Origin of the sequence: Citrifermentans bremense R1 (assembly GCF_000426865.1) — a bacterium.
In the GTDB taxonomy this organism is placed as follows: domain Bacteria; phylum Desulfobacterota; class Desulfuromonadia; order Geobacterales; family Geobacteraceae; genus Geomonas; species Geomonas bremensis.
On the sequence record NZ_AUGE01000018.1, the window covers coordinates 53,476 to 77,659 of the forward strand.

A 24,184-nucleotide genomic window follows, 5' to 3' on the forward strand; every position below is an offset into this window, starting at 1 on the left:
TTTGACTTGAGACCCCTTTAATGCTAGAGAATGTCCATGGAAAAAGTGATGATCGATTACCACTGCCACCTGCTTCCCTCCCTTGACGACGGCGCCACCGATCTCGATGAATCTCTGGAGATGGCCCGCATCCTCTATGACTTCGGCTTTGCCACCGTGCACTGCACTCCCCACTGGATCAAGGGGGGCTTTGAAAACGACCCGACCCGCGTCACCCGAACCACGGAGATACTGCAGTGCTTGTTGCAAGAGGCGGGGATAGGGCTGCAGCTTATCGCAGGAACCGAGCACTACCTTGACGAGTTCCTCCCTGAACTACTTCCCGATGCCCTTTGCTTCGGAGCCGGCAAGACCATGCTGGTGGAAGTCCCGTTCCGGGGTGGGTCCGAGATGCTTACCGTCATGCTGTCGCAGCTTATAACCCGCGGCAGGCAACCCCTCATCGCCCACCCCGAGAGGTGCGCCGCCTTCGCTCCCGCCACCCCCGGCAGCGGCGGATTCCGCAGCGCCTTCAGCCGCATCCTTGGAAAAGCCAAGGAGCCTGAGTGCGAGGATCTCCTCGTCCGCATCCTGAAGCGTTCAGGGTGCCGGTTTCAGGGAAATCTCGGCAGCTTCGCCGGCATCTACGGCAAGGAAGTCCGGGACCACGCGCTGCTGTTCCTGAGGGAAGGAATCTATGATTGCCTGGGGAGTGACGCCCACAGATCGGAAAAACTCCCCGAGATGCTCGCCGCCGGCAGCGAGGCCATAGCCGCCGAGATCGGTGCTGCCGCAGCTGCGGAACTGTTCGCAGGCAAAACCCTCAAGTCATAGCCCTCAAGTTCCCTTCACAATTTGCAGCTATGCGCTATGCAACTACACCGCGCCGACCATCCAGGTGGTGACACCCATAACCTATCCAGCCGCCGCCTATGACTTTATCGCCCTGGTAAAGGACGACTGCCTGCCCCGGGGTGACAGCGCGCTGCGGGGTCTCGAACTCCACCTGCATGCGTCCGTCTTCGATAAGCCGCGCGGAGCAGGGGACCGGCTGCATCCGGTAGCGGATACTGCAGCTGCCGTTAAAGGTGCCGCTGATGGGCTTGTCCGTCCAAGTCAGTTCCTCGGCGACGAGCCCCCCTCTCTTCAGATCTTCCTCCGGGCCCACTACGACGCGCGAGGCAGCGCCGTCTATCGCCGTGACGTAGAGCGGCTCCTTCCAGGCGATCCCCAGGCCGCGCCGCTGTCCGATGGTGTACTTGTGGATGCCGACGTGGCTCCCGAGCTTGTTGCCGCTTTTGTCCACGATGTCGCCGGCCTCGGGCCTAACTCCCGCTTCCTCCAGGAACCTGACGTAGTCGTTGTCGGGAATGAAGCAGATCTCCTGGCTTTCCTGCTTTTGGGCCACCGGAAGGTTGAAGCGTGCCGCGTGCTCGCGCACCACGCGCTTTTCCAGGTTTCCCACCGGAAAGATGATGCGGGAGAGCTGCTCCTGATTCATCCCGAAAAGGAAGTAGCTCTGGTCTTTGCCGGGATCGAGCCCTTTCAGCAACTGGTAGGTACCATCGGCATCCTGCTCTATCCGCGCGTAGTGCCCGGTGGCGAGGAGATCCGCGCCAAAGGAGGCGGCCATCTCCAGCAGCAGGCCGAACTTGATCCTTTCGTTGCAGCGGGCGCAGGGGTTGGGGGTCCTGCCGGAGGCATACTCGGCGGTGAAGTTGTCGATCACCAACTCCTTGAAACGCTCCCTCAGGTCGACGACCTCGAAGGGGATGCCGAGCCTTTTAGCGACCCTGGCCGCGTCCATCACGTCGGTGAGCGAGCAGCAGGTCTTTCCGCCGCTCTTGGTCGATTCCGGGCGCTCGTAAAGCTGCAGCGACACCCCCATCACGTCGTGTCCCTGTTCCTTCAAGAGCGCCGCGGTTACCGATGAATCCACGCCGCCGCTCATTGCCACCAGTATCCGTTTTTTCACTGAGTTATCGCTCATTTATTAAAGCTTCTCCCGAGCTGCAGCTGGAAAACCAACTGCTGCAACACGGATAAAGGGGATGCGGGAATAGCCGCCTTGGCGCCATCCCATCCATCCCCTTTATCCCTGTTCAATTTGGTTCAGTTGCCTCTGTTCGAAATCACTCTTCCACTTTTTCCAGAGTCAGCACGTAGTAGCCGTCCACCTCTTTGAGCCCGAGGAGCTTGTGCCCTTCATCCTTGAGGCTGCGGGGAACGTTCTTTACCGGCTCGCCGTCGTCCAGAAGAAATTCCACCGTGGTCCCGGCTTCGATATCTTCCAGCTCCAGTTTAGCCTTAACGAAGTTGGTGGGGCAGGAGACGCCGCGTAAATCTATGGTTTCCATTTTTCTCTCCGGGCTTCTAGGGCTTACCCAGCGGCAGCTGGGTGTTGATGACCTGCGGGTCGATGGTGCTGGCTACGACGACCTCGGGGAACCCTTTGCGCAGATGGTCGAGAATCGACTGGTTCCCCTCGCGCAGGATGATATCGCCGATCCTGACACGTCCTGCGCCTTCGGCCTTCTCCTGGTACCAGGCAAGGACGGACCCGATGAAGTCGACGACCCGATCTTCCGGGAGGAAGGTGGCGTACACGGTTCCCACCAGCGGGCGCCGTCCCCATTTGCCGCCGATGCGCGCGGTGTAACCTTTCTTCTCGGCTTTCCAAGCGCCGGTCGGGCAGACCTTGATACAGTCGCCACAGTAAATGCATTTGGCGGTGTCGAAGACAGGTTTGTTGTCCGCGCCCATGGTGAGCGCCCCCTCGGTGCAGGACTTGGCGCAGAGGCCGCAGCTGATGCAGCCGGAGGCGTCGAGCACGGGCCACACGGCGCCCTGGAGGCCGACGTCGTTGGTGGCGGACTTGGGGCAGTCAAAGGGGCAGCCGGCGAAGCCGACCTTGAACTTATGGTGGCCGGTGACGGTGCCGAAGAGCTTCTCGTCGACCTCGAGCGCCGACTTCTGGGTATCGACCAGGCCGTTGGGGTTATATTCGCAGCCGCCGCAGGCCGTAGGGACCCGGACGCGCGCGCCGCAGGAGGCGACCTTCTGTTGTTCCTCGCCCAGTTCGGCTACCACCGCGTCGAAATCGGTGAAGTTGATGTTGATCAGTTCGATGGATTGACGCACGGAAAGGTGGACGAACCCTTTGCCGTATTTCTGCGCCACCGCCGCGATCTTCGCCAGGCGGTCCACCGACATCCTGCCGCCGGGCACGCGCAGACGCACTGTGAACATGTCCTTGCCGCGCTCCTTGATAAAGCCGCCGGCCTTCAGATTTTTCAGGTCTATTTTCTGCTCTGCCACGTTTCTCTCCTAAGGACTAAAAATCATAAAAACGCTTGATGTTTATCACGCTACCACGATCTCCACCGGTTCGACCACGCCGCCATTGATGCGGAACACCTTGGCGACCGGCTTGTCCCGTGCCTCAAGCGACACGATCAGGTGGTGGACGTTGGGGGTCAGCGCCAGCCGTATGTCCTCCTGGGAGGGGCGGGCGGGGGACTCGGGGTGCGAGTGGTAGATCACCAGCATCTCTTCACCGCTGGCCCGCAGCGCCTTGACCACGGCGAACTGCTCCTTCGGGTCCATCATGAAATGGTCGTTGCTGGCGTCGGTGTTTGTCATCGGGTGGTGGCTCGCGACCACCTTGCCGTTGCCGCCCAGGATGCCGCAGACCTCCAGCGGAAACCCGCTCTGCGCGTGGCTTATCACCGCCGCCAGTATCTCTTTGGGGATCTCGACCATGTCAGTGCCCTAGGTCGCAGACGGTCATGGCTTCGAGCTCGTCCTTCAGCTCGGTGATGGTGGGGTGGTCGCCGCAGATCGGGCACTTGGCGCTTTTCTTCACCGGAATTTCCCTGAAGCGCATCCTGAGGGCGTTGTAGGTAAGCAGGCGCCCGGTCAAAAGATCCCCCGCTCCCAGGAGGTACTTGATCGCCTCGGTCGCCTGGAGCGTGCCGAGCACCCCGGGCAGCACCCCGATGACCCCTGCCCGCGAGCAGGTCGGTATCACGTCCTTCGGGGGAGGCTCCGGGAAGATGCAGCGGTAGCAAGGGGACTCCCCCGGCTTGATCGTCATGGTCTGCCCGTCGAATTGCAGGATCCCGCCGTGGGAGTAGGGCTTGCCGGCGAGGACGCAGGCGTCGTTGATGAGGAACTTCGCCGCGAAGTTGTCGGTGCCGTCGATGATGAAATCGTAGTCGGCGATCATGCCGGCGATGTTCTCGGCGGAAACCCAGGTCTCATAGGTGTTCACCGTGAGTTCCGGGTTGATCGCCAGCATCGTTTCCTTGGCCGAGAGCACCTTAGCCTTACCGACGTCGGGGGTGGTGTGGATGACCTGGCGCTGCAGGTTGGAGAGGTCCACCTCGTCGGCGTCCGCGATGCCGATGGTGCCGACACCGGCTGCCGCCAGGTACAGGGCAATCGGGGAACCGAGGCCGCCGGCCCCGATGATGAGCACGCGCCCCTCAAGCAGCTTCTTCTGCCCCTTCCCGCCAACTTCCTTCAAAAGGATGTGCCGGGAGTAGCGGGTGATCTGTTCTTCGCTGAGCTTCACTATCTACCTCCACCCATGAAATAGAGAAATTCCACGTTGTCGCCGTCTTTCACAGTTGCGCCGTCGAAGTCGCCGCGGTCCAGGATGTCGCCGTTCAGTTCGACGGTGACGTATTCGCGCTGTTCCACCCGCAAAAGTTCGAGCAGCTGGCTTACCGGGACCGGGTTTTCCTCTGCGATGCTGGCTGGTTTGCCGTTGACTGTAAGATTCATTAAGATCGCTCCTTGTTTAGTATCATAGATAATTGGTAAAGAACAGGTTTTCCCTCAGGCCTTTTCCAGCGCGGCCGCGAAATCCTCAAGGATATCCTCGATGTCCTCGATCCCCACCGAGACCCTGACCTGCTCCTCGCTCACGCCCATGAGCGCCTTCACCTCGGGGGTGTAATCGGCGCAGATGGTACTTGCCGGATGGATTACCAGGGTTTTGGTGTCGCCGATGTTGGCGAGGTTCTTGGCCAGCCGCAGGTTGTTGATCACCCGGAACGCTGCGGCCCTGTCCGCGAGCCCGAAGGTAAGGAGCCCGCCGAAGCGGCCGTTGAACTGGCGCTTTGCCACCTCGTGGAAGGGGGAGTCGTTGAGGCCGGGGTAGTTGACCCAAGCGACCTTTTCGTGCGCCTGAAGGAAGCGGGCCACCTGGAGGGCGTTGGAGCAGTGCCGCTCCATGCGCAGGGCCAGCGTCTCCAGCCCTTCGCCCAAAAGGAAGGAGTTAAGCGGCGCGGCGCAGGCGCCGAAATCCTTGTGGATCAGTTTGCGGACCCGTGCCGTGAAGGCGAAGCTGCGGTACTTGCGGTAAAACTGCTCGAAGTGCGGGAACTTCGCGTTCTGCCAGTTGAAGCTCCCGGCGTCTATGATGGCGCCGCCTATGGAGTTGGCTGTGCCGTTGATGTACTTGCTGGTGGAATGGACGATGATGTCGGCGCCAAGTTCCTTCGATCGCGCGAGATACGGCGTGGAAACGGTGGCGTCGACCATGAGCGGGATGCCGTGCTTCTTCGCGATGGCTGCGAAAGCCGCTATGTCGGGAACGTCCATCTTCGGGTTGCCGATGGTTTCCACGAAGATCAGTCGGGTTTTTTCGCTGATCCCAGCCTCGACCGCGGCAAGGTCGACGGGATCCACGAAGCGGGTTTCGATCCCGAAATTGGCCAGGGTGTCGTGGAACAGCGAGTAGGTGCCCCCGAAAAGCGAGGAGGAGGAGAGGACCTCGTCGCCGCTTCTGACAACGGCCATGACCGCGGTGGTGATCGCCGCCATGCCCGAAGAGGTGACGACGGCGGCGATGCCGTCCTCGATCGCGGCCAGCCTCTTTTCCAAGGTGTCCACGGTGGGGTTGCCTATCCTCGTGTACACCTGGCCTACGGCTCTTCCCCTGAAGATGTCTTCCAGCTCTTCCGCTGTGTCGTAGGCGAAGGCGGATGCCTGTACTATCGGGGTCTTGGTGGCGCCGGAGGGCCCGGGCGAGGTGCCGCCGTGGATCAGTTTCGTGTCGAATCTCAGCTTCTTTTCTTTCTCTCCCACAACCCCTCCAAAATGCCATCTTTAGCTGCCGATGCCACGGGAATTCCAGGGCAAATCGGACAGGCCGGCGGATACTGTAGCACTGTTGAGTGGAACAGTAGTGCGGGGAGGGTAATATTTGATACCGTACTTGTCAAGAAATTATTTCTTTTTTATACACCGTTGAGGTGGTAAATCAAATTTCCCATATGGAGAGGTTTGGCCGCGAATCCGGCGCATTCGAGCCTGGTTCAAGCTCACAAGAGTGCGATATGAGGCGCGTTCTTCCTCAGCAACGGGCGCAGTTTGTCCTAAACAAAGTTGTACGATCAAGAATGCAAAAAAAATAGTTGACAGTGTTGCAGGATAAATATAAAAATACGAGTCATGTTACCATCCGCCGTCAGATATTGAGGCGTTACGCAAATCACGACCGAAAGGAGAATTCGCCATGTCCCGTATCTACCTAGACAACTCCCAGTCCATTGGCAACACGCCGCTGGTGCGGCTGAACCATGTAACCAAGGGGGCCAAGGCGACCGTGCTCGCCAAGGTCGAGGGGCGCAACCCCGCCTACTCGGTAAAGTGCCGCATCGGTGCCAACATGATCTGGGATGCCGAGGAGCGTGGCGTACTGAAGCCTGGGGTGGAGATCGTCGAGCCGACCAGCGGCAACACGGGCATAGCGCTTGCCTACGTGGCTGCGGCCCGCGGTTACAAGCTGACCCTCACCATGCCTGAGACCATGAGCATCGAGCGCCGCAGGGTGCTGGCGGCATTGGGGGCGAACCTGATCCTTACCCCGGGTTCCGCCGGGATGAAGGGGGCCGTGGCCAAGGCCGAGGAGATCGCGGCTTCCGATCCGGCGCGCTACTTCCTGCCGCAGCAGTTCAAGAACCCGGCTAACCCCGCCATTCACGAGAAAACCACCGGCCCGGAAATCTGGGCCGACACCGACGGCGCCGTCGACGTCGTCGTCGCCGGCGTAGGTACCGGCGGCACCATCTCCGGGATCGCACGCTATCTCAAGCAGACCAAGGGGAAGCAGGTCGTCGCGGTTGCGGTCGAGCCCAAGGAAAGCCCGGTAATCACCCAGAAGCTTGCCGGCCAGGAGCTCAAGCCCGGCCCGCACAAGATCCAGGGGATCGGGGCCGGTTTCATTCCCGATACCCTCGACCTCTCCGTCATCGACCGGGTCGAGCAGATCGACAGCAACGAGGCCCTGGAGTTCGCCAAGCGCCTTACCAAGGAAGAGGGGCTTTTGGTCGGCATCTCCAGCGGCGCCGCGGTTGCCGCCGCCGTGCGGTTGGCCAACCTGCAGGAATTCGCCGGCAAGACCATCGTGGTGGTGCTCCCCGACCTCGCCGAGCGCTATCTCTCCACCGCACTCTTCGAAGAAGCCTGATACTTTCCTGGCTGAAAAGCATCGACAGAGGCCCCGGTTTCCCCGGGGCCTTTTTACGTCCAGGGTCCGTTTTCCCGGAAGGGGTTGACACCCCGCACGCTCTCCCCTTAAACTGCTCGCTGTTTTCGTTTCATGAGGCGGGGGATCCATGAGCACCGACAGCCAAAGAACGGACCCGGCAAGGGGGCCGCTTTTTACCAAGCCGTTTTTCGTCCTTTTGTTCCTGTCGCTTGCCGGCCTCTTCTTCATCGGGGTCCGTTTCGTCAAGGGGATCGGGGCCGTCTCCAACCTGAGCGACGGCTATCCCTGGGGTATCTGGGTCGCCTACGATGTGGCGATCGGCACCGCGGTCACCTGCGGCGGTTTCGCCGTCGCCCTTTTGAGCTACCTCATGCACCGCGGCGCTTACCATTCCCTGGTGAAGTCCGCCATCCTCACCAGCCTCTTCGGCGCCTTCCTGGCTGCCTCCTCCATCGTGGTCGAGATAGGGCGCCCCTGGAACGCCCATGGCTTCTTCGCCCCGACCAGCTGGCAACCGAACTCAGCCTTTTTCGAACTCACCCTTTGCGCCGCCGGATACCTGGTGGCCGAGGTGATCGAGTATCTACCCGCCATCGTCCCTATGCTTGGGCGCGGCAACCCGACCTCGCTCCGTACGCTTTTGTTCAATTTCCTTAAGGCGCGCGGGATGGTGCAGGTTTCCCCGGAGAGCGGTGCCGTTCCCACCTGGCTCTTGCGCCGCAGGATCAACCAACTCCTGATCCTCATCGCACTGGCGGGTATCGTGCTCCCCACCATGCACCAGTCCGCGCTCGGCTCCCTGATGCTCATCGCCTCGACCAAGCTGCATCCTCTTTGGCACGGCCCCTTTTTGCCGCTTCTTTTCCTGATCAACTGCATCTACATCGGCTACGCCATCGTGGTCTTCGAATCGATCCTCGCCAGCTTCGTCCAGGCCCGTCCCTTCAGAAGCGCCGAGCTCGCCGCCGCTGCCGCCCTCATCCCCTGGCTTTCCGGCGCGTGGCTTGTGGTGCGGCTCGGGGATCTGGTGAACCGCGGACAGATCGAGGCGGTCTTCCACGGGGATTTCTACTCCGTCTTCTTCCTGGCCGAGTGCTTCCTGATGACCATCGGTTCCGCGCCGCTTTTCAACCGCCGCAAGCGGCAGTCTCCCCGCCGGCTCTTCATCTCCGCAAGCATGATGCTCCTGGGGGGCGGCCTCTACCGCTTCAACGTCTACCTGATCGGCTTCAACCCCGGCAATGGCTGGCATTACTTTCCTTCCTTCGCGGAAGTTACCATCTCGGCCGGGATCGTCTCGCTCGAAATTCTTGCCTACCAGGTGCTCATCAAGTTGCTTCCGCCCATTCCCGCCGAGAGCGCAGGGTATTGAAGATTGCTTTGCGGTGGCACTTTTGTTAACATGGCGCGCGGAAACGCACCACGACGCCGTTCGCGCCGAGAAAGGAGGGGCTTTTTGAGAACCGCCAGCCGCATCATCGCTCTATGCTCGTCCTGCCTCATTTTTCTGGCCCTGCCGGTACACGCGCAGCCCCCTTCACCCCATCATGTCAGCGTCCTTGAAGGGCTCGTGATCGGAGTCGCCGAAGGTGACCGGCTCACGGTCAATTCCTTCGGCACCGAGATCCCGGTCCGGCTCTACGGGATTGCCGCGCCCCAGACCGCCAAGGTGGACAAGTTCACCGGCTGGTACAAACCGGGGCAGCCTTACGCCGAGGATGCCTTCCGGGCCCTCTCGATCAAGGTGCTGCACCAGCAGGTCAAGGTGGTGATCCGCAGCACATTGGTTTCCAAGATGGACCCCACGCAGATCGCCGTAGCGGTGGTGTATCTCGACGGCCGCAATATCAACATGGAGATGCTGGGCGACGGTTGGGCCTGGGCGGACAGCAGGTTTTTGAGCAGGGTCGACCATCCCCGCTACATGACCGCCGAGCGCGTAGCGCGTAACAGGAAAAACGGGCTCTGGGCCCAGGAAAACCCGCAGCCCCCCTGGAACTTCAAGCCGCAGATAAAGATTCGGCCCAAGCAGAACTGACCACCCCCTCCAGCACGTCCTCCCTGCAATTTAATGCCGTGTTTACAGCTGAATAGAAAATGCCGTCCCCCTGGACTCCGGCCGCAGCACTGAGGTACCACCCGTGCCGTCGGCTGGTGCCGGCGGAAGAAAAAACGGGACCTTACAGTCACCATTCCGCCTGGCCCGGTTTTAACTGTTCCATTTCGATACGCTTATCTGTTACATTTGGTGACAGTTGTCTCGAAATAGCGCGGGCGTTACCGGGGCAGAAGCAGGTGGCAAGTGCGTTGTAGGCGGTTTCGCCCCTATGGTGTAAAAAACCGTCTCATCATTTTGTATTCAAGATGTTACCTTTGGTCTTCATTAAAAATATTGCCGCGCCGTCGCCGGCACCCCGAGGTTGGTACCGATCTTGCCAGATGTAAACACAATAGCGACGGATGCAACACCGCTTTAGGGAGTCGAAAATGGAAATAAGCAAGTTTGTAGCGCCTGAAATCATCTTCGGGCGGGGCTCTTTGAGCCAGATCGGTGAGAGCGTGGTCCGCCTGGGCGTTTCCAAGGTGTTCATGGTGAGCGACGACCACGTCATCTCCGCCGGGTGGGTGGACCAGGCCGTGGAATACCTGCGCGCCGCAGGGCTTGAAACGGTGATCTTCTCCAGCCTCACCACCAACCCGAAGGACCGCGAGGTGACTGAGGGGACGGCGAAGTACCTCTCTTCCGGATGCGACGGCATCGTCTCCGTCGGAGGAGGGAGCCCCACCGACGTTGCCAAGGCGATCGCCACCATCGCCTCCAACGGCGGGAAGCTGCAGGATTACGAGGGGGTCAACAAGATCAGCGTGCCGCTCCCCCCGATGGTCATCGTCCCCAGCACCGCCGGCGCTGGCTCGGAGGTGAGCCAGTTCACCATCATCGTCGACACCAAAAGAAAGTTGAAGATGTCGATCATCTCCAGGTCGCTCATCCCTGACATCGCCATCGTCGATCCGGAACTTCTGAAGACCAAGGACGCGAAACTGGCGGCTGCCACCGGGGTCGATGCGCTCACCCACGGCATCGAGTCCTACGTATCGCTGGCGGCAACCCCTTTGACCGACATACACGCACTGAAGGCGATCCAGCTCATCTCGAAGAACCTGAGAAGGGCGGTGGCCGTGCGCAGCGACATGGACGCCAACACCAACATGGCCATGGCCAGCCTCACCGCGGGGCTCGCCTTTTCCAACGCCATCCTGGGGGCCGCCCACGCCATGACGCACCAGGTGGACGGTCTGCTCGACCAGCACCACGGCGAAACCAACGCTTCCATCCTGCCGCACGTGATGCGCTTCAACTTGCAGGCGTGCCCGGAGCGCTTCCGCGACATCGCCGTCGCCATGGGCGAGGACGTGACCGGTCTCGAGCTTATGGCCGCGGCCGAGCGCTCCATCGATGCGGTTAAGGCCCTCATCGCCGAGATCGGGCTGGACCAGGGGCTCTCCGAACTGGGGCTCAGGGAGGAGTTCATCCCGCTTCTGAGCGAAAACGCCACCAAGGACGCCTGCCTCCTCACCAACCCGCGCAGCGCCACCAGAGAGCAGATCGAGGAGATCTACCGCAACGCCATGTAAGTGCGGCCGAGGCCGCGAAGGAAACGAACGTGAAGAACAGGGGCAAACTGCTGGAGCAGTTGACGGGGGTCGATTCCTCCAAGCTCAACTACTACGTCGAGCTCAAAAAGAGAAACCAGGACGTATTGAAGCAAAACAGCCGCCTGGAGATCCTGCAGCAGCTCACGCGCGACATGAACATCGACATGTCCATCGGCGACATCATCGAAAGGGTGTTCAAAAAGCTCCCCGAGGCGCTCCCCTGCGACTTCCTTGGGCTGGCGAAGTTGAGCGACGGCAAGTTGAAGCTGATCGCGGTCGCTCCCAGGGAATTTTCCACGCTCGGTTTCATCCCCAAGCAGTCCGTCCTCTGGGACGCATTCCGGGACAAGGGGGCGACCAGCTACGACCCGGCCGACGACCCCCTTTGCTTCGCCCAGATCGCAGCCGAACATCCCCTGGGGCTGCGCTCCCTGGCCGCGGCGCCGCTTTTCGAGCGCTCCTCGGTCAACGGGCTGTTGCTTTTGGGAAGCGCGCTCGAATCCGCCTACGAGGGGGCGGAGCTGAACTTCGTGCAGCACTTGGCCGACCAACTCGCCATCAGCATGCAGAACGCGCGGCTCTACAAGCAGGTTTCCCGCGCCAAGAAGGAATGGGAGGCGACCTTCAAGGCCGTGACCGACCCCATCTTTCTGATCGATACCGATTACAACGTGCTTTTGCACAACGACCGTCTTCCTCCCGGCATGGCCGAGATGTGGAACAGTTCCATCAGCCAGAAGTGCTTCGCGAAGATGCGAGGCGAGAGCGAGCCCTGCCGCAACTGCCCCATCCAGGAAATCAAAGAGACCGGCAACCCCGTATTCCAGCAGTGGAACACCCCGCAGGGCGAGTGCCTGGATATGTCCTACTACCCGGTCTTCAACGAGGAGAAACAGCTCTCCGCGGTCACCATCATCATGAAGGACGTCACCAAGAGGCTGAAGATGGAGGCCCAACTGGTGCAGTCTGCCAAGATGGTGGCGCTTGGCGTCATGGCGGCGGGGGTGGCGCACGAGCTGAACAGCCCAATGACCGTGATCATCGGGACCGCGCAGATGCTCGCCAGGGAGATGCAGCAGGAAGGGGATTCCGAAGGCGCCGAGGCCTTGTCCGACATCATCAACTGCGGCCTGCGCTGCAAGAGGATCATCCAGAACCTCCTTACCTTCTCGCGCCAGGACCAGGTCCCGGTCATGGCGATCGACCTGAACGCCGAGGTGGAGCGGGTGCTCGACATGATCCAGTACCAGATCAACCGCAGCCAGATCGCCATCTTCGAGCATTTCGACCGCGACATACCGATGATGAACGCGAACGGGCCGCAGATCCAGCAGGTGCTGACGAACTTCCTCATCAATGCGCGAGACGCCCTGATGGAGGTGGAAGGGAAGGAGAAGGTCATCGAGGTCTCCACCGTGCTTCGGGTCGAGGGGGAGCGGCGCTTTGCCGTTTTAAGCGTCGCCGACAACGGCGTCGGCATCGCGAAGGAAAATCTCTCCAAGATCTTCACCCCTTTCTACACCAGCAAAGAGGCCTCCAAGGGGACCGGGCTCGGCCTGTCGGTGAGCCTCGGCATAGCGGAGTCCCACAACGGCCGCATCGAGGTCGACACCGAACTTGGGCAGGGGAGCTGTTTCAGGTTGATTCTTCCCGTCGACCAGCAGTAAGCAGACACATATATTGGAGCGACCATGACGGATTCACCGACAAGTGTACTTATCATCGACGACGAGAGGGATGTCTGCACCTTTTTCAGCCGGCTTTTGTCGCGCAAGGGGTACCAGGTTGTCACCGCCGCCAGCGAGCCCGAGGCGCTCTCCGCGTTGGAGGCCGCGCAGTTCAGCGTGGCGCTAGTGGACCTGAAGCTCCCCGACACCGACGGCATCACCCTGCTGGAGATCATCAAGTCGCGGCAGCCCGCCTGCGAGGTCATCATCATGACCGGGTACTCCACCGTCAAGACGGCGGTCGCCGCCATGCAGCTCGGCGCCTACGAATACCTGGAAAAGCCCTTCGATGACATCGACCAGATCGAGCAGCTGGTCGGCAGGGCCGCAGGTTCCGGCGCGAGCCTCCTGCGAGGGGACAACTCCCACGACGAGTGGGCCGAAGTGGCCCAGGGGGTAGGTTTCAGGGTCGGGAGTTCCCCCTCCATGAAGAGGATGGTCTCGCTCGCCTACAAGGTCGCCGGCAAGGACATCAGCGTCCTGATCCAGGGGAAGACCGGCACCGGAAAAGAGGTGCTGGCCCGCTTCATCCACGCCGCCTCCTGCCGCGCCGGGCAGCCCTTCATCCCGGTCAACTGCGGCGCGCTCCCCGAGAACCTCCTGGAGAGCGAGCTCTTCGGGCACGAAAAGGGCGCCTTCACCGGCGCCAACCAGACCCGCCGCGGCATCTTCGAGCTCGCCAACAACGGGACGCTCCTCTTGGACGAGATCGGGGACGCGACGCCGCAGATCCAGGTCAAGCTTTTGCGCGTCCTGGAAACCGGCGAGTTCATGAGGGTAGGGGGGGAGCGCCCCATCAAGACCGACGTCAGGGTGATAGCCGCGACCAACGTGGACCTGGAGCAGGCGATCGCCGAGAAGAGCTTCCGCGAGGACCTCTTTTACCGCCTGAACGTGGTGCGGCTGGAGATCCCTTCTCTTAGTGCCCGCTCCGAGGACATCCCGCTTTTGGCCGAGCATTTCGTGCACCAGATAAACCGCGAACTGAAGCTTGCCGCGGGAACCGTGCGCATGCTGCAGGGGTACGCCTGGCCCGGGAACATCCGGGAGCTGGCCAACGTGATGAGGCGGGCCGTGGTGATCTGCAACGGGGACACCATTCTTCCCGAGCACCTGGGAGGGACCTTTCTCGCGGGACCAACGGCGCCGGAGCGGGGGAGTGCGGCGAAAGCAATCCAGCAACCGGACCGCAGCAGGCTGCAGGCGACCCTCCTGGATCATTGCGACAGCGCTGAAGAGCTGGAGCGGCTGGATGCCGAGGAGCTGAACCGGCTTCTGGATTCGTTGCGCCAGGCGCAGTCCAACCTCCTCGGCGTTATGCGCAAAAAGAAGATCGTTCCGGCCCTGCACGCGCTGAAGGATTCCGAAGCCGAAACCATCAAGGAAGCGCTGGCGCAGTACGACGGCAACATCACCGAGGCCGCGAGGGCGCTGGGGATAGCCCGCAACACCCTCTACAGAAAGATCAAGGAGCTGGGGCTGCCGGGAAGGTAGCCGCTCCAGGGGGGCTCTTCCGGGATTGCGGTGATAATAGCCCCCCTCCCGCAAGGGGAGGGGGGCTAAGAGCGGCTTTCCCCGGTATTCTTCGATGAACCTCCTTGGGTTGGCGGAAAAAAGCCGGCGTTGCAAAAAGCCGGCTTTTTCTGTATAGATGAACCCGCTCCGGCCTTATCCAACGGCGCCGGGTTCTGGTTCTGGAGGGCGCAGTATTGAAGGCAATCCTGTTGAAACGACTCGACGCTGCGGTCGGCCCCACGCTTATCCGGCTCCTTCCCAAAAGTTCATTGAAAAATTCGGGGGGGACCAGATTATGTTCACCCGCGAAGGTTTGCTGCGCCTGTCTCCCCTTGCCCTTTGGGAGAGGGGCGGGGGTGAGGGCGGTGCCCCAGCCAAAGTCTTGTCTTCGTGGCGTCTCCCTCACCCTGTCCCTCCCCCAGAGGGGGAGGGGACCCGAAGTTCCCCGGAACTTTACGAACAACCCTCCCAAAAGGGGGTTGCCGGATTCCTCCATTTCCCCCCGAAGTTTCCTGGTCATCCGTCCCGGCGGCATCGGCGACGCGGTCCTCCTGATCCCGGCGCTGACGGCGCTGCAAAAAGCTTTCCCCGGCTGCCGCATCGACGTTCTCGCCGAAAGCCGCAACGCCGCAGCCTTTCTCATGTGCCCCGGGCTGAACCGGGTGTACCGCTACGATTCCCTCTCCGACCTAGCGGCTTTGCTCCGCACCTCTTTCGACGTGGTGGTCGACACCGAGCAGTGGTACCGCCTCTCCGCCGTGATCGCGAGGCTGGTCGGCGCCCTGCGCTCCATCGGGTTTTCCACCAACGACCGGGGGAGGCTCTTCACCGACCCCGTGCCTTACCCATTGCAGGACTACGAACTCATCTCCTTCTTCAAGCTCCTGGCCCCGCTGGAGGTGCAGCCCCCCAAGGAATCTGCGGCTCCCTTCCTCCAACTCCCCGCCGGGGCGAAGGAAGGGGCGCGGCGGCTCTTGGCCCCGCTGGCGGGGAAGGAGTTCGTCGCCATTTTCCCCGGAGCTAGCGTACCCGAGAAGCAATGGGGGAGGGAGAACTTCCGGCAGGTGGCGGAGAGCTTAACCGCGGCGGGGATAGCGGTGGTGGTGGTCGGCGCCGACGACGCTCGCGCCTCGGGCGACTTCATTGCCCGCGGTGGTCTTGCCCTGAACCTGGCGGGGAAGGGGGGGCTCATGGAAAGCGCCGCTGTCCTCGCCGAGGCGCGGGTCCTTTTAAGCGGCGACTCAGGGCTTTTGCACATCGCCGCTGGGCTTGGCACCGCGACCGTTTCGCTTTTCGGCCCCAGCGACACGGCCAAGTGGGCCCCCAAGGGCGAGCGGCACACGGCATTTTCTTCGTCCCTTTCCTGTGCTCCCTGTTCCAGGTACGGAACCGTCCGCTGCGGCACCGGCGCGCGCTGCCTCGACGCCGCGCCGTCCGAAGTGACCGAGGCGCTGCTGAAGCTGTGGGAAGACCAGGTCTCCCCCTGACTTTCCTTCCCTGGTTCCCAAGCTCCAGCTTGGGAACCCAAGGCAAAAGCAAGCTCCAGCTTGCCGCCAGGAGAGAAGCTGGAGCTTCACACCGGGCATGGCGCTCCCAAGGTGGACCTTCGGAACGAGGCCAAGACTTTGTCTGTTCGAAAACTGTAAGTGGCGCTAAAACGGACGCTTGCACCGCGGGACCTTTCCGGTGTCGCTGGAATAGTTACTCCAATGAGAAAAATTCGTTTATATCAGACAAAAAACCTTGACTTTGTTTTGGTGAATTGGTACAAAGTCCGAGTTCCACAGCAGCAAACAGGCGCGTAGCTCAGGGGTAGAGCACTAGCTCGACACGCTAGGGGTCGGCGGTTCGAAACCGCCCGCGCCTACCAATCAAAAGAGACCTTCAGTACGAGGTTCGACGGAGGCATCGAGTTTCGATGCCTCTTTCTGTTTGTCTTAACGATTTTTCAAAAGGGGCTTTGCATGAACGAGATAAACGTCACGCTACCGGATGGTTCCCAAAGACCCTTGCCTGCAGGTGCCTCCATTTTCGATCTTGCCGCATCCATCGGAGCGGGGCTTGCCAAGGCGGCCATCGCCGGAAAGATCGACGGCAACCTGGTCGACCTCAATACGCCTCTTGCCGACGGCGCGCGTGTCGAGATCATCACCGAGAAAAGCCCCGAGGCGCTGGAGATCATCAGGCACTCCACCTCGCACCTTATGGCGCAGGCCGTAAAGGCGCTCTTCCCGCAGGCTAAGGTGACCATCGGTCCCGCCATCGAGACCGGTTTTTACTACGACTTCGACGTCGACCACCCCTTCACTCCGGAAGACCTCGAGAAGATAGAAGAAAAGATGCGCGAGCTCGCCAAGGCCGATCTCAAGATCGAGCGCAAGGAGCTCACCAGCGCCGATGCCATCACCCTCTTCAAGGGGATGGGTGAGAACTACAAGGTCGAACTGATCGAGGACCTGGGGGCCGACAAGGTTTCGCTTTACAGCCAGGGCGATTTCGTCGACCTCTGCCGCGGGCCGCATCTTCCCAAGACCTCTTTCATCAAGGCCTTCAAGCTCACCTCCATAGCCGGCGCCTACTGGCGCGGCGACGAGAAGCGCCCCATGCTGCAGCGCGTCTACGGCACCGCCTTCGGCGACAAGAAAGAGCTGGAAGCCTACCTCGCCAGGATTGAAGAGGCGAAAAAGCGCGACCACCGCAAGCTCGGCCGCGAACTGGACCTCTTCTCCTTCAACGACGAGGTCGGCGCAGGGCTCGTGATATGGCACCCCAAAGGGGCCATGCTGCGCACCATCCTCGAGGACTTCGAGAGGAAGGAACACTTAAAGCGCGGCTACGACATCGTCCTGGGGCCGCAGATCCTCAAGACCGAACTCTGGCAGCGCTCCGGGCACTACGAGAACTACCGCGAGAACATGTATTTCACCACGGTGGACGAGCAGAGCTACGGCGTGAAGCCGATGAACTGCCTGGCCCACATGATGATCTACCGCTCGCAGCTTCGCTCTTACCGCGACCTGCCGCTGCGTTATTTCGAGCTCGGCACGGTGCACCGCCATGAGCGCGCGGGCGTTTTGCACGGCCTTCTGCGCGTGCGCGGTTTCACCCAGGACGACGCCCATATCCTCTGCACCCCGGAGCAGCTCGATGCCGAGATCAAAGGGGTCATCCAGTTCGTCACCGAGGTGATGGGTATCTTCGGCTTCGAGTTCGAGATGGAGCTTTCCACCCGTCCCGAGAAGTCGATCGGTTCCGACGACGCCTGGGAGCTCGCCACCAACGCTTTGTTGAACGCGCTCAAGGATTCCGGTCGCCCCTACGAAATCAACGAGGGTGACGGCGCATTCTACGGTCCCAAGATCGACATCAAGCTGCGTGACGCGCTTGACAGAAGATGGCAATGTGCTACAATCCAGTGCGATTTTACCCTCCCGGAGCGTTTCGATCTCACCTATGTCGACGCAGACGGTGAAAAAAAGCGCCCCGTCATGGTGCACAGGGTTATTCTGGGTGCCATCGAACGCTTCATCGGTGTCCTCATCGAACATTTCGCTGGAAACTTCCCGACTTGGCTGGCACCGGTTCAGGCGACCATCGTTACGGTCACCGACAACCAGATTCCGTACGCGCAGGCAGCGTTCGACAAGCTGCGCGCGGCCGGGATAAGGGTGCAGAAGGATTTCAGAAACGAGAAGCTCGGCTTCAAGATCCGCGAAGCCCAGCTCCAGAAGATACCGTACATGCTGGTTGTGGGGGACAAGGAAGTCGAGAGCGGCATGCTGGCGCCGCGTTTCCGCGACGGCAAGAACCTCGAGTCCATGACCCCGGAGCAGTTCGTTTCCTTTATCGAAAACGAAGTCAAAAGTTATAAATAACAATAGGAGGTGGCGTCATAGCTAAACCTACAGTCAACATCAATCAGACCATCAGGGCCAAAGAGGTAAGGGTAGTAGGTGCCGAAAGTGAGCAGCTTGGTATTCTTCCGCTTCGGGAGGCCTTGGCGCTGGCCGAGAGCCAGCAACTGGACCTGGTAGAGGTTTCGCCGACAGCCGTTCCCCCCGTCTGCCGTATCATGGATTACGGCAAATTCAAATATCAGCAGGCCAAGAAACTGGCCGAGGCCAAGAAAAAGCAGGTTCAGGTCGAGCTCAAAGAAGTAAAGCTCCGTCCCAAGACCGACACGCACGACCTGGAGTTCAAGGTGAAGCACGTGCGCCGCTTCCTGGAAGAGGGGAACAAGGCGAAGATCACCGTCGTCTTCCGCGGACGCGAGATCACGCACCAGGAACTGGGTATGGCCGCTTTGGAAAAATTCGCATCCGAACTCGCCGACATAGCTCTGGTCGAGGTAAGGCAGAAAATGGAAGGCCGCAGCATGTTCATGATTGTGGCCCCCAAAGTAAAAGCAAAATAAACACCACCACAAAGGAGTAGTAAAACAATGCCTAAAATGAAGACCCATAGGGGCGCCGCCAAGCGTTTCAGCAAGACCGGCACAGGCAAAATCAAGATGGCCCACGCTTTCACCAGCCACATCCTGACCTCGAAGACCAGGAAGAACAAGCGCAACCTCCGTAAGGGTGGTATCGTCGCAGCTTCCGACCACAAGAACATCAGCTGCCTCATCCCCTACAAGTAACCAGGGGGTAGGGACTAGGACCTAGGGGCTGGCAACACCTAACCTAGAGACTAGAACCGGAGACTAAATAGCTAATAACCTGGACGGGGGCGGAGTTCCCAGCCCCCAGCCCCGGGTTTACCAAGTCCGAGAACCGTGAGGAAACGTCTCCCCTTGCGGATCCGGCTAATTTAAAAACCAGAAGGAGTATGTATGCCAAGAGTAAAGCGCGGTTTTAAAGCGAGACAGAGAAGAAACAAGGTATTGAAACTTGCCAAGGGTTACCGCGGCGCCAGGAGCAAATTGTTCAGGAGCGCCACCGAAGCGGTGGACCGCGCACTGAACTACGCGTTCAGGGACAGAAGGGTGAAAAAGCGGGACTTCAGGGCTCTCTGGATCACCAGGATCAACGCAGCAGCGAGGATCAACGGTCTCTCCTACAGCAAACTGATCCACGGTCTCAAGCTTGCCAATGTAGAAATCGACCGGAAAGTGATGGCCGACCTGGCCGTTTCCGATCCGAACGGTTTCGCGGCAATCGCGGCGGCAGCCAAAGCAAAATTTTAATACATACCGCGGGCATAAAAAAAGAAATGGGATAGCGATGTCTCATTTCTTTTTTTTTCCGTAATAGGGCATTGCACATGAAGGATAAACTGGAAGCACTATTAGATCAGGCCCTCTCCGAACTGGCGCAAGCCTCCACCGAGGAGGGCGTGCAGGAGCTGCGGGTCAAGTACTTGGGGAAAAAGGGTGAGCTGACCTCCGTGATGAAGGGATTGGGCGCGTTCACCCCGGAGGAACGCCCCGTCATCGGCCAGGTGGTGAACACGGTCAAAGGCAAGCTCGAAGAGGCGTTCGAGGTCCGCGGCGGCGAGATCCGCGAGGTCGTAAAGAGCGCCCGGCTTTCCGCAGAGAGGATCGACGTCACCCTTCCCGGCCGCCGCCGTTCGTTGGGCTCCAAGCACCCCATCACGCTCGTCACCGAGGAGATCACCTCCATCTTCGGCGCGCTCGGCTTCGCCGTCGCCGAAGGGCCCGAGATCGAGCTCGACTTCTACAACTTCGAAGCGCTCAACCTGCCGAAGGACCATCCCGCCCGCGACATGCAGGACACCTTCTACTTCGGCGAGAGCGTCCTTTTGAGGACCCACACCTCCCCGGTGCAGATCCGCACCATGCTGAAGCAGCCGCCGCCGGTCCGCATCATCGCCCCCGGCACCGTGTACCGCTGCGATTCCGACGCCACCCACTCCCCGATGTTCCATCAGGTCGAGGGGCTCATGGTCGACAAGGGAATCACCTTCGGCGACCTCAAAGGGATCCTGACCCTTTTCATCAGCCAGCTCTTCGGCTCCGACATCGGCGTGAGGCTGCGCCCGTCGTTCTTCCCGTTCACCGAGCCGTCGGCCGAGGTCGACATCGCCTGCGTCATCTGCCGCGGCAAAGGGTGCCGGGTCTGCAAGGAGACCGGCTGGCTCGAGATCCTGGGCGCCGGTATGGTCGACCCCGAGGTGTACCGCCATGTAGGCTACGACTCCGAGCTCTACACCGGCTTCGCCTTCGGGATGGGGATCGAGAGGATTGCCATGCTGAAGTACGGCATCGCCGACATGCGGCTCCTGTTCGAAAACGACCTCAGGTTCCTGAAACAGTTCTAAAAACAAAGTCAAAAGCACGCACGCGGAAAAGGTAAAAACTGACGGATAGAAACAGATCAAGCCTTAAGGCTTGGTTCAAGCTTTTAACCCAAGCTTTCTGGTTTATCTGAAGTTATCCGTAAGTTTCCGTCAGATCCGTGTGCAACGCCTTTGACTCTTAAACGGATGGAAAAGACATGATAGTTACCTATAACTGGCTCAAGGAATTCGTCGATTGCGACCTGCCCGCGGCGGAACTCTCGCACCTGCTCACCATGCTCGGCCTCGAGGTCGAGCGCATGGAAGAGTTGGGCGGCGGCATGGACGATGTGGTGGTGGCCCAGGTACTGGAGAAAAACCAGCACCCCAACGCCGACAAGCTCTCCCTTTGCAAGGTCGACAACGGCAAGGAGATCCTGAACGTCGTCTGCGGCGCGCAGAACTTCAAGGCCGGCGACAAGGTCGCCCTCGCCCAGATCGGCGCGACGCTCCCCGGCGACTTCAAGATCAAGCGCTCCAAGATCCGCGGCGAAGAGTCCTGCGGCATGCTCTGCTCCGAGAAAGAGCTGGCGCTCTCGCTGGAAAGCGCGGGGATCATGATCCTCCCCGAGGCGTTCAAGCTCGGCACCCCGCTCTTCGACGCGCTCGGCACCAAGGACACCGTCTTCGAGATAGGGCTTACCCCCAACCGCGCCGACTGCCTGAGCGTCGTAGGTATCGCCCGCGAGATCGCGGCCAAGCTGGGCAAAAAGGTGCACTATCCCGGGCTCGAGGTCGCCGAGACCGGCGCCCCGATCGACACCATCGCCAAGGTAACCATCGAAGCGCCGGAACTCTGCCCGCGCTACACCGCGCGCCACATCACCGGCTGCACCCTGGCCCCGTCGCCGGCCTGGCTCGCCAACCGGCTGCAGGCCGCGGGTATCCGCTCCATCAACAACGTGGTCGACGTCACCAACTACGTCCTCCTCGAATACGGCCACCCGCTGCACGCCTTCGACTTCACCCTTGTCGCCGGTGGGAAGATCGTGGTCGCTGCTGCAGGCGAGGGGGAGAAGTTCGTCACTCTCGACGGGCAGGAACGCATCCTCACCGCATCCGACCTCACCATCCGCGACGGCGAAAAAGGGGTGGCCCTGGCCGGCATCATGGGTGGCGGCAACTCCGAGATAGGGGAGGGGACCACCGAGGTGCTCCTGGAGAGCGCCTACTTCAACCCCTCCGCCATCAGGAAGACCTCCAAGCGTCTGGGCATCCACACGGAATCCTCGCACCGCTTCGAGCGTGGCACCGACGTCGCAGGGCTCACCCGGGCGCTCAACCGCGCCGCACAGCTCATCGCGGAACTCTCCGGCGGCAAGATTGCCAAAGGGATCATCGACGTCTACCTGCACCCGGTCGAGCCGCGCGTGATAAAAGCGAGGCTTGCCCGCATCAACGCGGTCTCCGGCCTCTCCTTGAGCGCCGCCGAGGTGCAGGACATCCTGGAGCGCCTCGAATTCGAGGTGAAGCAGCCCGAGCCCGGCGTGTTCCAGGTGCGGGTGCCGCTCTTCAGGGTCGACCTGGAGCGCGAGATCGACCTGGTAGAGGAAGTGGTGCGGCTGAACGGCTTCGAGAAGGTCCCGGCCACCTTGCCGCAGGCCTCCGTCTTCTCCGACCTTCCCTCCGATTTCCAGCGGCTTGCCGCGCGGGTGAAGGACCTCCTGGTGTCCCAGGGGCTTTCCGAGGTGATCAACTACAGCTTCGTGGCGCCTGCTTCCTGCGAGAAGATCCTGCTTTCCGCCGACGACGTCAGAAGTAACGGTATGGTGCTCTTGAACCCCATCTCAGACGAGCTTTCCGTGATGCGCACCACCATGCTTCCGGGGCTTCTGGACACCGCCGTTAAGAACATCAGCTTCCGGACCTTGAACCTGCGCATCTTCGAGATGCGCCGCATCTATCTTCCCGCTCCCGGCAAGGAGCTTCCCGAAGAGCCGCTCTACGTCTCTGCTCTTCTCACCGGAAGCCGCGACCTGGAGGGATGGAACCAGAAAAAAGGGGAGATCGACTTCTTTGACGTGAAGGGAATCGCCGAGAACATTCTCGCAGACCTCTCCATCCCCAATGTGAGCTTCTCGGCCGAAAGCCTCGATCCGTACTACCACCCGGGCAAGGCCTGCCGCATCCTTTGCGGCAACAAGGTGCTGGGCTCCCTGGGGGAACTGCATCCCACAGTGCAGGAGAACTACGGCATAGGGACGCCCCTGTACTACCTGGAGCTCAATTTCGAGGCCCTCCTTGCCTCCAGGAAGGGGAAAGGCGCGGCACAGGTGCCGTCTCGCTTCCCGTCCACCTTCCGCGACATCGCCATGCTGCTTCCCAAAGAGCTCCCGGTGGCTGACGTGCTTTACTGCGTGAAAGGGGTCAAGGCTCCCGAGCTGGAAGGGGTTGAGGTATTCGACGTTTACACAGGGGGCAACATCTCTGCAGCAGAGAAGAGCGTCGCCATCCGTGTACGCTACGGCTCCAAGGAAAGGACTCTTACTGACGACGAGGTCACCCGACTGCATCAGCGGGTCACCGATGCCCTCACTAAGAAATTAAATGTTTCCTTTAGATAAAAACGGTTGCGAAATCGAAAACGCTATGGTATTAGATTAAGCCGCTGTTGAGAAGCACACATAAATGAAATGCTGAAGCTGTTGAGGGGGTTATGACTAAAGCTGACATAGTCGAGAAGATTTATGAGAAAGTGGGATTCTCCAAAAAAGAGTCCGCTGAACTCGTTGAGACGGTCTTCGACCTTATTAAGACCACTCTTGAAGAAGGTGACAAAATCAAGATTGCCGGCTTCGGCAACTTTGTAGTTAAAGAGAAGGCTGATCGCCGCGGCAGGAATCCGCAGACCGGCGAAGAGATTACCATCGTCGCCAGAAAGATCCTCACCTTCAAGCCGAGCCAGGTGCTGAAGAGCGCGATCAACACTCAGTAGGGATGACGACCGGGATCCCGGATAAACTGTACCTGAGAATAGGCGAAGTCTCCGGCATCACCGGGCTTGCCACCTCGGTACTGCGGTACTGGGAGTCGGAATTTCCCGGACTGGCCCCGAAGAAAAGCAGCAGTGGCCAGAGGCTCTACACCAGGAAAGACGTGGAACTGGTCGCAGAGATAAAACAACTCCTATACGCGGAGAAGCTCACCATAGAAGGGGCTAGGAAACGGTTGGAGGGGAAGAAAAAGTACCGAAAATCTGAGCTTTCCAGTGAAGCACTCGCAGCCCTCATCGAGGACGTGAAACTGGAGTTAACAAGCTTGCGAGATCAGTTGTAATTATCAGGTTTAATCGGTGCGTAGCGCAGCCTGGTAGCGCACTAGACTGGGGGTCTAGTGGTCGCTGGTTCGAATCCAGTCGCACCGACCATTTCAATCAGCCGCTTGGGAGACTTCCTGGGCGGCTGATTTCGTTTCCGGCTTAGAAACCGCTAACTGCCCGATATGAGCGCAGTTGCCGCACTTATGGTATGTTTTCTTTCGGTATCGCTTGACGGACGAGCGCCGGGGC

At 60.3% G+C, this 24,184-nt stretch carries 23 protein-coding genes and 2 tRNA genes; 18 read left to right on the top strand and 7 right to left on the bottom strand.

Translation table 11 applies throughout. The features are described 5' to 3' along the window. Positions 1-36 precede the first annotated feature (36 nt). Positions 37-813, top strand: coding sequence for a tyrosine-protein phosphatase (locus tag K419_RS0112110; protein ID WP_026841831.1), 777 nt, complete (start codon positions 37-39; stop codon positions 811-813). 34 nt (positions 814-847) lie between these two features. On the opposite strand, the gene mnmA is transcribed toward K419_RS0112110, so the two are convergent. The 7 genes from mnmA to K419_RS0112145 all read right to left on the bottom strand — a co-directional run bounded on the left by mnmA (position 848) and on the right by K419_RS0112145 (position 6,075). Continuing rightward, positions 848-1,969 carry a tRNA 2-thiouridine(34) synthase MnmA gene (mnmA, locus tag K419_RS22020; RefSeq protein ID WP_051293009.1) on the bottom strand — a complete coding sequence of 374 codons (1,122 nt, stop codon included), beginning with the start codon at positions 1,967-1,969 and terminating at the stop codon, positions 848-850. Positions 1,970-2,111: 142 nt separating this feature from the next. After that, positions 2,112-2,336, bottom strand: coding sequence for a sulfurtransferase TusA family protein (locus K419_RS0112120; protein WP_026841832.1), 225 nt, complete (start codon positions 2,334-2,336; stop codon positions 2,112-2,114). Positions 2,337-2,352: 16 nt separating this feature from the next. After that, on the bottom strand, positions 2,353-3,297 hold the full coding sequence (locus K419_RS0112125; RefSeq protein ID WP_026841833.1) for a 4Fe-4S dicluster domain-containing protein: 945 nt from the start codon (positions 3,295-3,297) through the stop codon (positions 2,353-2,355). 45 nt (positions 3,298-3,342) lie between these two features. Next, on the bottom strand, positions 3,343-3,741 hold the full coding sequence (locus K419_RS0112130; RefSeq protein WP_026841834.1) for a M67 family metallopeptidase: 399 nt from the start codon (positions 3,739-3,741) through the stop codon (positions 3,343-3,345). A 1-nt stretch (position 3,742) separates the two neighbouring features. Then, positions 3,743-4,555: a HesA/MoeB/ThiF family protein gene (locus K419_RS0112135; RefSeq protein WP_026841835.1), complete on the bottom strand. Its 813-nt coding sequence runs from the start codon at positions 4,553-4,555 to the stop codon at positions 3,743-3,745. Further along, entirely contained in the window at positions 4,555-4,767 is a 213-nt protein-coding gene (gene thiS, locus K419_RS0112140) for a sulfur carrier protein ThiS (protein ID WP_026841836.1), read from the bottom strand. Before thiS ends, K419_RS0112135 begins: the two co-directional genes overlap by 1 nt. A 54-nt stretch (positions 4,768-4,821) precedes the next feature. Further along, positions 4,822-6,075 (bottom strand): O-acetylhomoserine aminocarboxypropyltransferase/cysteine synthase family protein, encoded by a 1,254-nt coding sequence (locus K419_RS0112145; RefSeq protein WP_035497206.1) that lies wholly within the window; start codon positions 6,073-6,075, stop codon positions 4,822-4,824. Between the two features lie 430 nt (positions 6,076-6,505). On the opposite strand from K419_RS0112145, the gene cysK reads away from it, so the two are divergent. The 17 genes from cysK (at position 6,506) to K419_RS0112230 (ending at position 24,043) form a co-directional block, all read left to right on the top strand. Continuing rightward, positions 6,506-7,459 carry a cysteine synthase A gene (gene cysK, locus K419_RS0112150; RefSeq protein WP_026841838.1) on the top strand — a complete coding sequence of 318 codons (954 nt, stop codon included), beginning with the start codon at positions 6,506-6,508 and terminating at the stop codon, positions 7,457-7,459. 148 nt (positions 7,460-7,607) lie between these two features. Further along, a complete protein-coding gene (gene hybB / locus K419_RS0112155; RefSeq protein ID WP_026841839.1) occupies positions 7,608-8,852 on the top strand; it encodes a Ni/Fe-hydrogenase cytochrome b subunit in 1,245 nt (414 codons plus the stop codon). 84 nt (positions 8,853-8,936) lie between these two features. Then, on the top strand, positions 8,937-9,518 hold the full coding sequence (locus K419_RS0112160) for a thermonuclease family protein (protein ID WP_026841840.1): 582 nt from the start codon (positions 8,937-8,939) through the stop codon (positions 9,516-9,518). Between the two features lie 449 nt (positions 9,519-9,967). Beyond that, positions 9,968-11,116, top strand: a complete 1,149-nt coding sequence (locus tag K419_RS0112165; RefSeq protein ID WP_026841841.1) for an iron-containing alcohol dehydrogenase — start codon at positions 9,968-9,970, stop codon at positions 11,114-11,116. A gap of 29 nt (positions 11,117-11,145) precedes the next feature. After that, positions 11,146-12,804, top strand: coding sequence for a GAF domain-containing sensor histidine kinase (locus tag K419_RS0112170; RefSeq protein WP_026841842.1), 1,659 nt, complete (start codon positions 11,146-11,148; stop codon positions 12,802-12,804). A gap of 24 nt (positions 12,805-12,828) precedes the next feature. Then, on the top strand, positions 12,829-14,358 hold the full coding sequence (locus K419_RS0112175) for a sigma-54-dependent transcriptional regulator (RefSeq protein WP_026841843.1): 1,530 nt from the start codon (positions 12,829-12,831) through the stop codon (positions 14,356-14,358). 500 nt (positions 14,359-14,858) lie between these two features. After that, entirely contained in the window at positions 14,859-15,866 is a 1,008-nt protein-coding gene (locus K419_RS0112180; RefSeq protein ID WP_226377694.1) for a glycosyltransferase family 9 protein, read from the top strand. Positions 15,867-16,174: 308 nt separating this feature from the next. Continuing rightward, positions 16,175-16,249 (top strand) — tRNA-Val (locus tag K419_RS0112185). Between the two features lie 94 nt (positions 16,250-16,343). Then, positions 16,344-18,254, top strand: a complete 1,911-nt coding sequence (gene thrS, locus K419_RS0112190; RefSeq protein WP_026841845.1) for a threonine--tRNA ligase — start codon at positions 16,344-16,346, stop codon at positions 18,252-18,254. 17 nt (positions 18,255-18,271) lie between these two features. Then, entirely contained in the window at positions 18,272-18,793 is a 522-nt protein-coding gene (infC, locus tag K419_RS0112195; protein WP_012530423.1) for a translation initiation factor IF-3, read from the top strand. A 27-nt stretch (positions 18,794-18,820) separates the two neighbouring features. Then, positions 18,821-19,018: a 50S ribosomal protein L35 gene (gene rpmI / locus K419_RS0112200; RefSeq protein ID WP_012530424.1), complete on the top strand. Its 198-nt coding sequence runs from the start codon at positions 18,821-18,823 to the stop codon at positions 19,016-19,018. Between the two features lie 192 nt (positions 19,019-19,210). After that, positions 19,211-19,564, top strand: coding sequence for a 50S ribosomal protein L20 (rplT, locus tag K419_RS0112205; RefSeq protein ID WP_012530425.1), 354 nt, complete (start codon positions 19,211-19,213; stop codon positions 19,562-19,564). A gap of 77 nt (positions 19,565-19,641) precedes the next feature. Then, on the top strand, positions 19,642-20,658 hold the full coding sequence (pheS, locus tag K419_RS0112210; protein WP_026841846.1) for a phenylalanine--tRNA ligase subunit alpha: 1,017 nt from the start codon (positions 19,642-19,644) through the stop codon (positions 20,656-20,658). Positions 20,659-20,834: 176 nt separating this feature from the next. Continuing rightward, entirely contained in the window at positions 20,835-23,240 is a 2,406-nt protein-coding gene (gene pheT / locus K419_RS0112215; protein WP_026841847.1) for a phenylalanine--tRNA ligase subunit beta, read from the top strand. Between the two features lie 92 nt (positions 23,241-23,332). Continuing rightward, positions 23,333-23,611 carry an integration host factor subunit alpha gene (locus K419_RS0112220; RefSeq protein WP_012530428.1) on the top strand — a complete coding sequence of 93 codons (279 nt, stop codon included), beginning with the start codon at positions 23,333-23,335 and terminating at the stop codon, positions 23,609-23,611. A gap of 2 nt (positions 23,612-23,613) precedes the next feature. Beyond that, entirely contained in the window at positions 23,614-23,952 is a 339-nt protein-coding gene (locus K419_RS0112225) for a MerR family transcriptional regulator (RefSeq protein WP_026841848.1), read from the top strand. 14 nt (positions 23,953-23,966) lie between these two features. Continuing rightward, positions 23,967-24,043, top strand: a tRNA-Pro gene (locus tag K419_RS0112230). Positions 24,044-24,184: the final 141 nt, after the last annotated feature.